Source organism: Kistimonas scapharcae, from assembly GCF_039540975.1.
Classification (GTDB): Bacteria; Pseudomonadota; Gammaproteobacteria; order Pseudomonadales; family Endozoicomonadaceae; genus Kistimonas; species Kistimonas scapharcae.
This window is the reverse complement of the sequence record NZ_BAABFL010000134.1, coordinates 22219-35673: the sequence shown is the minus strand read 5'-3', so window position 1 is coordinate 35673 and position 13455 is coordinate 22219. Positions and strand designations below refer to the sequence as shown.

Sequence of the window (13455 nt, the reverse complement as noted above, 5' to 3'; positions counted from 1 at the left end):
ATGGGAATCAGTATTACATGTGGGGATAAGGGGTTAAATGCTACTTTGGTCATAGTATTCAATGATTGTGATGTTGGTAGGACATTGAAGTGGTTTGATTGAGTGATAAAGAATCCGGTTTATTAAATTTCCGAATGTATCTTTGTGCTTTGATTTCCAAGGAGTACCTCGTCTGATGCAATAGTCAGTGCTTGTGATGATTCCGTCACGCATTCCGGTGATTTAGTTTCATCCATTGTATTGAAAAGAGTACTTCTTGAGAGGAGGGTTGATCCGGCCCGCTGTCTCCATAGGCTTGTAATACTTTTTGTATGAAACCAGACGATTGATAATCAGACTCCAGTTTGTTCATGGCGGAATCGTAAACCCAGGCCATGCAGTAAGGGGTATAAAAGAAGGTAAAGCCAACGCCAGCCAGCCCACCGGCTGAAAAAACAATCAGCACAAATATGCCGAGAATTTCTGCTGCTGGCCCACAGACTGGGGCCATAAACGGTATTCCTGAAGCAAGTACTGTAACGGCCGCCAAGCCACCCCCGAGCCCCATCACTGGCGCTGCAATGAGTGCACAGTGAACGGTGCCAATAACGGCAAAAATAGCGATGCCTCTGTTAATACATCGACGATATACGGGGGGCTGGTGTCAGAGCCGCTACATCTCCCTCATTTGGCCAATAGCTTTCCGGGTGGAGCGCACAATTATCCAATGTTGGCGTGTTGTTGGTAAACACGGTGCTTGGTGGATGAGTAATTGACGGTGTGCTCTCTTTCATACCTTGAAACCCAGCGTGTTTTTTGTTGCTCCCCGTCAGCAGCGCTGAAATAGAAGACTTTTAGCTTGGAGTTGCTCTATGGTGAAAAGTTCCTGCCGATTGCAAGGGGGCACCATTACAGGCAAAAGAGCATAAGGCTCTTTTGCCTGTAATGAGGTTAAAGCGTGAATGTCAGAAAATGAAGGTTAAAGGCCATTACGGCAGTCAGCTGAAATGGTCAGTAGCTTCGCGATATTGCAGGCTGTGCGGCGGATGTTCTTATAGCCGTTCCGCAAGATGGACTCCATGTCTGCAAGGTGGTCTATTGCCGGAAACAGGGCATCAATACCTTCAGCATGTACCAGTTCGTGATCGTGACCTAGGCAACCGGCGATAGCAATGACCGGAAGATTCGCTGTTTTGGCATGCCGTGCGACGCCAACCGGTGTTTTGCCACAGGCGGTCTGGCCATCAATACGGCCTTCGCCCGTGATGACCAGGTCTGCTCCCTGCAGTTGGCTGGCCAAGTCGACAGCTTCCATAACAATGTCAATGCCCGGCTGAAGAGTAGCATCAAGGAACGCCAGCAGGGCTGCTCCCATGCCTCCTGCAGCACCAGCGCCAGGTATTTCTCCGATGGTTTTCCCCAGTTGAGATTGAAGTCGTTGCTCGTAATGTACTAGTGCACGATCGAGTTCTAGAACCTGTTCGGGGCCAGCCCCTTTCTGGGGGCCAAAAATATGGGATGCCCCGTTAGGGCCTGTCAGTGGGTTATTCACATCGCAGGCTACCTGGCAGGTTACATCTGCAAGACGTGGGTCAAGGCGGCTGGTGTCTATTCGATGCAGCGACAGTAACCCTGCACCGCCCAGTGGAATTGGGTTGCCGTGTTCATCCAGAAACTGGATGCCTAAAGCCTGCATCATACCGGCGCCACCGTCGTTGGTGGCGCTGCCGCCGATGCCGATGATCAGGTGTCGAACCCCGAGGTCCAGCGCTTTGCTGATCAACTCGCCGGTTCCATAGGTGGTGGTATGCAGGGGATTTCGGCTTGCCGGTGGCACCAGCGCGAGGCCCGAAGCTTCGGCCATCTCAATGACAGCGGTTTCACCATCCCCCAGCAATCCCAGTGCGGCGTTGACCGGTTGTCCCAATGGTCCGGTCACGGAATATTGCAGCAACTGGCCACCGGTGGCATCCACCAGAGAACGGGCGGTGCCTTCCCCGCCGTCTGCGACCGGCACCTTGATGCATTCGGCATCAGGGAGAACCGACAGAATGCCTTCCTCTATGGCCTTGGCCACTTCGAGTGCGGTCAGGCATTCCTTGAATGAGTCAGGCGCTATCACAATTTTCATGGTGTCAGAGGGTTTTCAGTGTGTTCATGAGGGCCCGATGGATGAAGCATCGGGCTGACATCATTCGTCGCGTTTCGACTGAGTTTACAGCAGTATCAGGCTCATCAGGTAAACCACCGTGATGCCGGTGATACCCTGCACCAGTGTTGCCATGGTCTGGGCCCGGTAGGCCGTGGACACGGACATGTTGCTGAACTGGGAAACCACCCAGAAGAAACTGTCGTTGGCATGGGAAACGGTCATGGCGCCGGCGCCGATAGCCAGTACAGTCAGCGCCCGTCCCATCTCAGAGGCAAGTCCAATGTCACCCAGCATGGGGGCAACCAGTGCAGAGGTCGTTACCAGTGCGACAGTGGAAGAACCCTGCGCGGTTTTCAGCGCTGCCGCAACGATAAAGGGCATGAAAATACCAATGCCCAGGCTGGAAAGGGTTTCCCCGAGATAGCTGCCGATCTCAGTGGTGGAGAGCACTTTGCCAAATGCACCGCCGGCGCCGGTAATCAGCAGGATCGGTGCGCAGGCCAGGATGCCTTTGCCAATCAGGTCGGTGAACTGTTCCATGCGCTTGTCACCGCGGATCAGGGTGATAGCAAGGCCCAGACCGATCATCAGGGCATTCAGCGGTGTGCCTAAAAAGGCAAACAGCTTCAACGCCAGGCCTTCGCCCAGTGGGTGGCTGGGATAGTTGGCGACAGAACCCAGGCAGATCAACAGAATGGGCACCAGGATGGGGGCGAATGCCTTGGTCGGTGACGGCAGCTCACCGTATTGGGCGCGAAGTGCCTCGTAGTCCTGGTCGTCGTCGGCATCTTCACCGCAGGTCAGCTGGTCAGAGACATGGTTGGCCCAGAATAAGCCGGCCACGGCAGTGAAGGCGGCGACCACCAGACCGAGACCGATGACCAGGCCGAGGTTCTCAGCCAGACCAAGGTTACCGGCAGCGGCAATCGGTCCCGGTGTCGGCGGAACAAAAGTGTGTGTGGCGTAGAGACCCGTCGCAAGCGCGACACTCATGGCAACGGCCGAAGCGCCCAGACGCTTGCACAGTGAACGCTTCAGGGAGGTCAGGATGACATAACCGGAATCACAGAACACCGGAATCGACACCAGGTAACCGATGATGGACATGGTGAGATTCGGAAACCGCTGTCCCAGCAACCGGATAATGGTATCCGCCATGGTAATGGCGGCACCGGTCTTTTCGAGGATGGTACCGATCAGGGTACCCAGAATAATCACAATACCGATCGAGCCGAGGATGCCACCAAATCCAGCGCTGATGGTTGCTGCCACCTGATCAAGCGGCAGCCCGGCCAGAAACGCGGTGGCAAACGCCGCCAGTAAGAGTGTGATAAACGGATGCAGTTTAAAGCGTGATGTGGCCAGCACGACAAAGGTGACCACGGCCAACAGGACCAGTACCAGGTACATGTTTCAATCGCTCACTGTTCGTAAAGGGGGTTGTGGGAAGTTGTTCCGATTTGTGCGAAGCGTGATCGCAACGGTTTAAGCGAACAATGATATGAGTCAGTTTCCCGACAGAGAGGGGCATCCTGGCACGAATAAATTCAGGGGGATATTGCCTGAAGACAAGACTTCAGGCGAGGTAGGCTTTCGTCAGCAGATTTTTGCAGGTGCCGGTTTCAGCGAATTCATGAATATTGGTCAGCGTGGTTTCGGCAATGGCGGTGAGGGCCTCTCGGGTAAAGAAGCCCTGATGGCCGGTAATCAGCACATTGGGGAACGACTGCAGTCGCTGGATGATATCGTCCTGAATAATCTGCTCGGACAGGTCTTCGAAAAACAGGTCGCCTTCCTGCTCATAAACATCGATGCCCAGATAACCCAGATGCTCTGCTTTCAACGAACGGATGGCTGCTTGAGTGTCAATCAAAGCGCCGCGGCTGGTATTGATCAGCATGGCGCCGGGTTTCATGGATTCCAGCGCTTCAGCATCAATCATATGGAAGGTGCTGTCCGTCAGGGGACAGTGCAGTGTGATGATATCCGCATGGTGGTATAGCTCGTGAAGCGGTACGGTCTTTATCCCTGCCGCTTTAATGGCCACTTCGTCAGGAAAGGGATCATAGGCAATGACGTTCATGTCGAAACCCTGTAGCAGCTTGGCGGTTGCCAGCCCAATACGACCTAATCCAACGACGCCGGCCGTCTTACCGGTCATATTGAAACCCAGCAGGCCATTCAGGGAAAAATTGCCCTCGCGGATGCGGTTCCAGGCCTTATGGGTTTTTCGGTTCAGGGTCAGGATCAGCGCCAGGGTATATTCCGCCACGGCCTCCGGAGAGTAGGCCGGCACCCGTGCCACTTTGATACCCAGTTTATCGGCAAGACTCAGGTCAACATTGTTGAAGCCTGCGCAGCGGAGGGCGATCAGGCGAACACCGGCATCCGCCATGGTTTCCAGTACCGGCTGGTTGAGAATGTCGTTGACGAAAACGCATACGGCATCGTGCCCCCGCGCCAGTTCACGGGTTTCCTCGTTCAGACGGACCTTGAAATAGTCAAGCTGGAACGCGTACTGCTGATTGGCGCGGTTCAGGTATTCACGGTCATAGGGCTTGGTGCCAAAGACAGCGATCTTCATGGAAAGAACCCTCTGCCTGATCAGGAATATTGGAGTAATAGTAGCTCACTGCCATTAAGCGGGTTACATAAACGCCAGAGGGGAGTTGTCGTCAAACCGGCCCTGGCCCTGAGGGTTTCCTTCTTTTGTAAGGTAAGGGTATTCCATGTATCTGGCCGTTTTTTGTGCGGTGTCGTGCCCATACAGTCTGGCCACCATATACAGGCTCATATCAATACCGGCACTGATACCGGCCGAGGTCACTATCTGGCCATTGTCGACAAAGCGCTGATCACGTATCAGCCGGGTAGATGGGGAGAGTTCAGCCAGTGTGTCGAACACGTCGTGGTGGGTTGTCGCTGGCAGGTCATTGAGCAGCCCGGCACCTGCCAGCAGCAAAGCACCTGAACAGACGGACAGTACATGCTCAGCGTTGGCGCTAATTTGCTGTATCCAGTGCATCACTGCCGGTTGTTGCAGTACCTCACGGGTTCCATCCCCGCCGGGAATGATAACGATATCGGCTTGCGGCATGGCATCCAGCTGAATATCCGGGTTAACGGAGAGACCATTTCTGGCAATAACCGGATCGGTTGTCACAGCGACAGTGTGGAGGGTGAGCAGGCGATCCTGGTTCAGCTCATTGGTGACGGAAAAAACTTCGAAGGGACCGGCGAAGTCCATGACCTCGACATCATCAAACAGTAGCAGGGCAATCGTTTTTTTATTCATCATTATGAATGCCGTCTCAATCGTGTGCTAAACCGCAGATCAGTATGGGGATCTGCAAGCCGTATGGCAATGCTTCATCTATGATGGCAGGGTTAGAGGATAAACCCTGTGAAACCCAATAATGGCTGAGTGCTGATGAAACTGTGGATGATCGTAGCGGGTGTGCTTCTGCTGGTAACTCTCTATCTGGTGGCCTGGCCTGTGCCGGTGACACCGGTGGCCTGGCAGGCGCCGGATAATCCCGGCTATACCGGTGACTTCGCGGCGAACAGCGAACTCTCTTCACTGGAAACGCTCACGCTGGAAGGGCGTGATGGCCCGGAAGACCTGGCCATGGATCAGCAGGGCAGGATTTATGCCGGAGTGAAAGATGGGACGATCCTCCGCATTATTCCCGGCGGCAAGGTGGAGCGTTGGGCGGAAACCAGCGGGCGTCCCTTGGGGCTGGGTTTTGATTCAAAGGACAATTTGCTGGTGGCTGATGCCTACCGGGGGCTTTTATCATTTGATCCGTCGGGACGGAAAACCGTGCTGGCAGACCAGGTCGATGGCCAGCCGCTGGTGTATGCCAATGCCGTCGATGAAGGGCCGGATGGCACGCTCTATTTTTCCGAATCGTCCGTCAAGTTTGGGGCTGAAGCGTCAGGTGGCACCTACGAGGCGAGCCTGCTGGATCTCATGGAGCATGGTGGGCATGGGCGCCTGCTCGCGTTTGATCCTGCCACGGGCGAAGTCCGTGAGCTGGTGAATGGGTTGAACTTTGCTAACGGCGTCGCAGTCAGTCATGACGGCCGGTCAGTACTGGTCAATGAAACCGGTGGTTATCGGGTGCTTCGCTACTGGCTGGAAGGGGATAAGGCTGGCACGGTTGATGTCGTTATCGATAATCTGCCCGGATTCCCAGATAACCTGTCCAAAGGGCAAAATGGACGCTACTGGATCGGGCTGGCATCACCCAGAAGCACTGCATTGGACAAGCTGTCAGACAAACCGTTTCTGCGCACGGTGGCACAACGTCTTCCCCCGGCAATGAGGCCAAAAGCACAGCGTTACGGGCATGTCGTCGCCTTTGACGATAACGGCAATATTGTCAGAAATCTTCAAGATGAACTGGGACGCTTCGCCTTTACCACCGGCGTGCTGGAAACGGATGAATACCTCTACCTCTCCAGTTTGATGGAGCAGCAGATAGGACGGGTCAGGAAAGTACGGCGTGATTAATGCCTATTGTCAGTGTGGCTGACAATACTGCCCAGTATCCGTGGGAAAATACAACGAGATGAAGACAAAGGCATCGAGTGGTGGTCTATCCCTATATTAAGGTATGGACGGTTAAGAGATGCATAGTGCGCGTGCTTTGAAACGGATACTTCGTCGGCCGATAAATCAGAATGCTCAAGAAAATCTGCAGCGAAAAACAAGCAGTTTACGTTTGATCAGAAAGAAGGGTATTAGCCCTCACCATTTGAAAAGAAAAGGCGTTGCGGCCGAGGTATCACTGGTTCGGGAGATAAAGCGTAAGTGTGACCGGAAGGAAAATGTACCGGATCATTACCCGTCAATTCGTTTACGAAAAACACGGCACTCTGATGTGCCACGAGTGGATTACAAAAGGCTAAATGATGTCGGTTGTCGCGATCAGGAAGTAGAGAATTCTCAGGTTCTTAATAAGAGGCTGCCACTGCTGGGCATTTCTGATGAAGGCCGGAAGCAGTATGCCAATCTTACCCGAAACCCAGATTATAAGCTCTTACAATTAAAGTCTGGCAGTGAGTTTATCAGGAAAAAATCGCCTCCCCCTTATATAGGTCTGCATTTTCTTAGCCCGGAATTACGGGGTAATGGTAATAAAATGAAAAAGGTGGATCAAAAGAGGCAGTCTGACGAAATCAATAAAATTGTTAGACAGATTGACCATTATCTTGCATCCACAGCAAATCCCGATGATCCAATTTATCAACGAGTGCGGGTGAAGGTCGTAGAAAAAACGCCATCAATTCCAGCGAACCATCCATTTTTGCTTGAACAACAGTTCGGTGGGTATGCAACAGCCTTTATGCCAAGGGGGACTGTCTTATGTCACTATGCAGGGATATTGGATTTTTATGATAATGAGTCGCCTAACGCCAGGCTGAGAAATAACTATTGTCTGGGTCTTGAAGACAATGCTGAGCACATGTCAGGAAAAAGGCAGCAGCTTAAAGGCGGTGCTCATTCTGGTGGACATCAAATCCTGGTGACATCCTATGATGCTGGGGGTAAATGGGTAGGGAATGCCGCTGGACGCATCAATGACCCCCGTGGTACGAGGGCTAAAACAAATGTTGCCATTCAATGGATCAAGGTTCACAGTAAAGATCAACCTGATCTGGTAGTTGATATGCCGTTTTTTATTACAACAGAAGAGGTTCAGCCTAACGAGCCGTTTTCTTTTGATTACGGTCTATATTTTTTTACCGATAGTACTGAATCTTCATGCAATCCTGTCTCGTTGGATGCTCCTGAATCGTGTTTAATGCCAAGAGCTTTTATATGTGGTGAATGCGGGAAGGGACTCTTCCGCAAGGGAGCGGGAGGCACTAAACCATCTGTTTTAGATGGGACTTTTCAGTGCTGTACCTCCTTGGGGTGTGATAGTGAAGTCTGGATCAGGATAAAGAGTCCGACTGAAAAGAAAAGGAAGCGTTGATCATGGCTTGTTTACAGTCAGTGGTCGGACAACGGCATCCAGCCCTTCAATCTTAAGTTCCAGCGCATAACCCATCAGTTGACCCAGCTCGCCCTTTGGAAATCCTTTTTTAGCAAACCAGAGCAGGTACTCCTCCGGCAGGTCAATCAGCACACGTCCCTGGTACTTGCCGAAAGGCATGGGCATGTTGGCCAGTTTGATCAGTTGTTCTTTCTCAAGCATGTTGTGAGTTCACCGCAGATGTCTGCCTTGTCGAAACATTGATTCCGGTTCGTGTAAAAAAGGCGCACGATCGTACGCTTTCTTGATCCATATCATCTACCTTTTCGCATTTTTTTTTTTACATTCGGGCTACTCAAAGAAGCACCAATACACACCTATTACAAGAGTATACGAGGGTCGAATGAGTAGTAACCTGTCGTCTGCAGCTGTACCGCCCGCTTCGTCGGGTAAGCCGGCACTGATGGACCGTTTTCTGAACGGCATCGAAAAAGCCGGTAATAAACTGCCTGATCCGGCCATGTTATTCGTTTATGGTTTGGTATTGATCTTTGCCCTCTCCACCTTCCTTTCCATGTTCAGCTATGACCTGATCCATCCCGTAACCAGGGAAGCCTTAACCGTAAAGAACCTGATGACCGGTGAATACCTGGCCGGGTTCCTGAGCTCAATGGTCACGACCTTCATGACCTTTGCCCCCCTGGGTATGGTGCTGGTTGCCATGCTGGGTATCGGTGTGGCGGAACAGTCCGGTTACATCAATACCAGTATCAAGAAAATCCTGCGTATTACACCGGCAAAGATTCTTACGCCGGTACTGATCGCGATCGGTATCTTCAGTCATGTGGCCTCAGATGCCGGTTACGTACTGGTCATTCCTATCGGCGGTATCATTTTCTATGCTGCCGGCCGTCATCCGCTGGCGGGTATTGCAGCCGCATTTGCCGGTGTTTCCGGTGGATTCTCAGCGGCTTTTGTACCGTCCAGTATTGATCCGTTGCTGGCGGGCTTCACCCAGTCTGCTGCCCAGATCTATGATCCGAACTATGTGGTTAATCCACTGAGCAACTACTTTTTCACCCTGTGCTCAGCCGTGTTGATTATCAGTCTTGGCTGGTATGTGACTGAAAAGATCATTGAGCCCCGCCTCGGTAAACTCAAGCTGGACGATGATGTTGAAGAAGCGCCCAACATGAGTGAGATGACGGCAAAGGAAAGCCGGGCATTCACCTGGGCCACGCTGTCCATGGTAGCGGGTCTTGTGCTGCTGGCGGCAGCCAGTCTGCCGGAATCTTCCAGCCTGCGTGATGCGTCCGGCTCCCTGAGCAGCTACAGCGCACCGCTGATGCAATCCATCGTGCCGCTGATCTTCCTGCTGTTCCTGGTACCGGGTATTGTCTATGGCAAGCTGGCCGGAACCTTCAAAAGCTCCAAGGACGTCATGGGTTCGCTGAGCAAGACCCTGGCGGGCATGAGCAGCTACATGGTGCTGGCATTCTTCTGTGCCCTGTTCCTGAAGGCGTTCGCAGATTCCAACCTGGGTATCCTGCTGGCGCTGAGCGGTGCTGAAGTCCTGCAGGCAATGAATCTGCCGGGTCAGGCGACGATTGTCGGTATTATCTTCCTGACTGCCATGGTGAACCTGCTGGTGGGTTCCGCCTCTGCCAAATGGGCGCTGATCGGCAGTATTTTCGTACCGATGCTGATGAGTCTGGGTATCTCTCCCGAGCTGAGCCAGGCGGCTTACCGTATCGGTGACTCTTCTTCCAACATCATCACGCCGATGCTGCCTTACTTCCCGTTGGTTGTCGTTTATTGCCAGCGCTATATCAAGGACACCGGTATCGGTACCGTCGCTTCAATGATGATGCCGTTCACCCTGTTCTTCCTAGTGACCTGGACCATTTTCCTGCTGGGTTACTGGGCGCTGGGTCTGCCTCTGGGCATTCAGGCGCCGTATACCTATCCTGCCTTGTAAGTGTGTCTGACAGGGAGGTCGCAAGACCTCTCTGTGTTTTATTCGATGATTCCTTTCTCTTGAAGCGCCTTCCTCAGTGTTTCAGTGCGTCTGGCGTTTACGCCCAGGTCAGAGATGCCCAGCATGGAAGAAGAGCGTACCGCCAGCCGGTTTTCTTCTGGAATACTCAGGACTTCCAGATAATCCAAAAATTGAAAAATCTTGCTGTAGCTTTTGGCATACAGGTAACCGGGGCGCTCAACGGTGATAACAGTACGGGGCATTCCTGAGACTGTGTTGACGACTTGTGGCCAGGCTTGATCAGCCGGTATGAGCAGATTAAATGGTTGGATACGGTGACTGGCAGAGTCTGTGTCCGTAGACACGCAATTGGGTGTGGATGGGCAATCTGTTAGCTTGGGGGAAGGATTGTGCGGATCCAATGGTGTGGTGATAGAACAGGCGGATAATGTCAGCACTGTTACTGCGGCTACTATGAATGTCCATGCTTTTTTCATTGTTTAATGCCACCATCTGTCTTCGTCATGGGTATGCTGTTATCGGCATACAATAACAGAATTAAGCGGTGGTAGGGTCTTGGTTATTTACCTTGTGTTTCGACTCAGCAGCATTCTTACTAACAAACCCCACGAGCCGGCGAATGGCATATTTATTCACCGTGAACTTACGACTTGATGACGGGTCTAGTGATTTATGTGCTTTCGTAAGCCAATGGGTTTACGTGAGAGCCGATTAATCATTTTGAGATTTTTGTCAGCAATGCAAAGACCTGGATTTTACCCTCGTCAAAGAGCAAGGGGGATGGGGTGGGATCAATTGCCACGGCCCCATGTTGTTTCCCCCCGATTGGGATGGGCTTATGGCGCTTGGTATGCAGCAGGCGCATTGCAGAGTCCCCGGCCGTGGTTGGCTCATTTGCCTGCTCAATTGACGGGCGCTGTTAGGCCGACAACAGTCAGAAGTATTGGTGTCACTGCACATGTTCAAACAGAAGTGGTGCCGGGTCTGCCGCCTGCCCGGGAACCGATGCGTTATGAGTCCTTTTTAGACCGTGTAGCCGCTTCTACGTCTCTAGCTGAGTTGAATGATCTGGTGGAGGCGTTTACTGCAACTATCAGTAACAACTGGGATGCAGAAGAGCATAGTGCGTTTTTATGGGGGGCCTTGATTAAAAGAGTCAGGGAGATTATCGGCAATAATATACAGCACCAATCATTTCTTGCTTATTCTGGTATGGCTGGATTAATCGATGTTATGGCACGCAATTTACATCGTTTTACTATCAGCAGATTATCGTTCCTTTTATACGATCTTGCTTATATCCTGAAAAAAGAAAAGAAATCAGGTGTTTTTAGTCAGCAAAGAGAGAAAGAAATCGTTAAACGGGCCATTGTAATGCTTTTTTCTGGCGTATCCTGTTTTATTAGTGATTATGGTGGAGATACGAGTGATAATGAGGTTGGACGTTCTTTTGGGCGATTTTATACAGCCCTTGTGATTATGCAGCCTTTTGGTTTCTTTTCAAGAAATCAATATATGGATATGGCAAAAGATATTATCCAGCACTTGAATATTTTGATGGATTCTCTTGATGCAAGAGCAGTGAGAGATGGGATCTGGTGTATATCGAAAGGGATAGATGAGGGGATTCATGAAATAGGTATGCGGCTTTTAAAGGCATTCCTTGATCGGCTATTGCAACATGCAGATGTTGTTGCTGGCGGATATGATGTGATAGATTTCAATGCTGTGCTTTCCTCTTTGTTGAAGCTTATCAAGGATGAATCTCATGAGTACTTTGAAAAACGCTTATGTGTTCATCATGTTGACTGCGTTGTTTCGAAGATTCTATCGAAAAATTTATATGATGCGAACGTTGATGATTTGTGGAGTATATTGTGTACACTCGTTGAGATAAATGAAAAGCTGCCAAATATTGATTGTGTAAAGGTTGTGAGTGCTTATGAAAGGCTATTAGATTTATCTCGCAGTAAGTTAGTAGAAGTCGCATCAATTTACAATAAGGATTTGAATAAGGAAAAAATAGTACTAAAGGTGCTTAGATATGTAGGTGATAAGAGTGTTGATTGCAAAGTATACTTCCCACTGTTTGATGCTTTTTTTGAGGGCTTTCTAGGGGCTCTGCAACAACCTCTTAAGGCATGGCCCATATGGCATCTTAATCATCTTTATCAGTGGGTTTCTGCTGCTCTTACGCAATACGTACCAACCTTTCAGGGAAATGCATCTGTTTTACAGGAATGGAAGCATTTGATGCTGTGTTCATGGCTTGAACTTTTTGCTCAGATCATGATGGCATTTCACTGGAAACTGGAGTCAGCCGAATTTGATCGTGACGCAACGGGAGAAAATTATAAAATTAGTCAAGCATATGAATTTTTCAAAGAGGTTTTTTCAGACGGTAAGTTGAAAGAGAAGTTTGAGATCTTGCTATATGCTTCACGAAGAAAAAGGCAGACGGAAAAGGTAAATATTGCTATTGCCCGGTTTTATGATGCGGCATTGGAACGTCGATATTCAGTCTGTGATGCGTTAGTTGGTCATATATCATATGTTTTTAATTATCCCAGGAGAGGGAATGGAAAAGTCATCTTATATGGTTCATCACTTTTGGTGGAATATTGTGTGAGGGGATTGTTTAAATGTGATATTAACGCCTTTTTTTCATCACCATTCGCTTTATTTGTTAATGATTTTGATTTTCTTGTAGATAATGAAGATGTACAGAAGGAACTGTTCGATAGGTTGTGTCTGTTACCTTCGGCAGTTGCGGGTCTGTTGGTTCGAAAAACTAACGAATATACCATTGTTGATAGTCAGATCATGTTGAATTGCAAAGAAGTGATTTTTGAATATGAAGGTCAACCATTGATTAATATAGCGGTTAATTATGATGTTTGTAATATGGTTGCAAGTCCATGTTTAAAAATTGCATGGAAGCCTTACTTAATGTTTGGTGACTATTTCTATATTAATCACGATCCTGGTGCATTGCTGGAGTTATTCGTGCCTGACAGTACTTGCTGTTCAGAGCTGGTTAACAGAAGTCTGTTGTCTGGTTCCTGGCAGAGAAAAAATAGGACACTGTTGAATTTGCTGGTCGTTTGTTTTTGTGAGGAGAGACTGGGTTCTGTCAATAAGGTATGGCAGATGTATCTGCAGAATTTCTATCAAACGCATGGCTTGCAGGTGGTTCGAGCGGTATTGGAGCAGCGTCAACAAAACGCCCATAGTGGAGCCGCTCATTAACGTGCCACCGTGCTGCAATCAGAATTCTTGTGATGCTATTGATCTAAGTTAACCGATTCTCGTTAGCCGACTTGATGCGTGTCAACCTACCC

General features: G+C 50.2%; 11 protein-coding genes. 4 read left to right on the top strand and 7 right to left on the bottom strand.

Going from position 1 to position 13455, the window contains the following annotated elements; all coding sequences use genetic code 11:
* Positions 1–205 precede the first annotated feature (205 nt).
* From ABD892_RS09455 to ABD892_RS09435, 5 genes are all read right to left on the bottom strand, one after another.
* Positions 206–529, bottom strand: a complete 324-nt coding sequence (locus ABD892_RS09455) for a hypothetical protein (protein WP_345195330.1) — start codon at positions 527–529, stop codon at positions 206–208.
* 429 nt (positions 530–958) lie between these two features.
* Complete coding sequence (locus ABD892_RS09450; protein WP_345195329.1) at positions 959–2110, bottom strand: glycerate kinase; 1152 nt, start codon at positions 2108–2110, stop codon at positions 959–961.
* A gap of 84 nt (positions 2111–2194) precedes the next feature.
* Complete coding sequence (locus ABD892_RS09445) at positions 2195–3541, bottom strand: GntP family permease (RefSeq protein ID WP_345195327.1); 1347 nt, start codon at positions 3539–3541, stop codon at positions 2195–2197.
* Positions 3542–3707: 166 nt separating this feature from the next.
* Positions 3708–4715 (bottom strand): 2-hydroxyacid dehydrogenase, encoded by a 1008-nt coding sequence (locus tag ABD892_RS09440; protein WP_345195326.1) that lies wholly within the window; start codon positions 4713–4715, stop codon positions 3708–3710.
* 63 nt (positions 4716–4778) lie between these two features.
* Positions 4779–5429, bottom strand: a complete 651-nt coding sequence (locus ABD892_RS09435; RefSeq protein ID WP_345195324.1) for a DJ-1/PfpI family protein — start codon at positions 5427–5429, stop codon at positions 4779–4781.
* A 132-nt stretch (positions 5430–5561) separates the two neighbouring features.
* On the opposite strand from ABD892_RS09435, the gene ABD892_RS09430 reads away from it, so the two are divergent.
* Both ABD892_RS09430 and ABD892_RS09425 read left to right on the top strand, forming a co-directional pair.
* Complete coding sequence (locus tag ABD892_RS09430; protein WP_345195323.1) at positions 5562–6647, top strand: SMP-30/gluconolactonase/LRE family protein; 1086 nt, start codon at positions 5562–5564, stop codon at positions 6645–6647.
* A gap of 118 nt (positions 6648–6765) precedes the next feature.
* Complete coding sequence (locus ABD892_RS09425) at positions 6766–8115, top strand: hypothetical protein (protein ID WP_345195322.1); 1350 nt, start codon at positions 6766–6768, stop codon at positions 8113–8115.
* On the opposite strand, the gene ABD892_RS09420 is transcribed toward ABD892_RS09425, so the two are convergent.
* Positions 8116–8337 (bottom strand): DUF3820 family protein, encoded by a 222-nt coding sequence (locus ABD892_RS09420; protein WP_345195321.1) that lies wholly within the window; start codon positions 8335–8337, stop codon positions 8116–8118.
* A 181-nt stretch (positions 8338–8518) separates the two neighbouring features.
* Between ABD892_RS09420 and ABD892_RS09415 the strand changes: the two genes are divergently transcribed.
* Positions 8519–10093 (top strand): AbgT family transporter, encoded by a 1575-nt coding sequence (locus ABD892_RS09415; protein WP_345195319.1) that lies wholly within the window; start codon positions 8519–8521, stop codon positions 10091–10093.
* 38 nt (positions 10094–10131) lie between these two features.
* On the opposite strand, the gene ABD892_RS09410 is transcribed toward ABD892_RS09415, so the two are convergent.
* Positions 10132–10590 carry a DUF1499 domain-containing protein gene (locus tag ABD892_RS09410; protein ID WP_345195318.1) on the bottom strand — a complete coding sequence of 153 codons (459 nt, stop codon included), beginning with the start codon at positions 10588–10590 and terminating at the stop codon, positions 10132–10134.
* 304 nt (positions 10591–10894) lie between these two features.
* Here ABD892_RS09410 and ABD892_RS09405 point away from each other — a divergent pair, with 304 nt between their 5' ends.
* A complete protein-coding gene (locus ABD892_RS09405; protein ID WP_345195316.1) occupies positions 10895–13363 on the top strand; it encodes a hypothetical protein in 2469 nt (822 codons plus the stop codon).
* Positions 13364–13455: the final 92 nt, after the last annotated feature.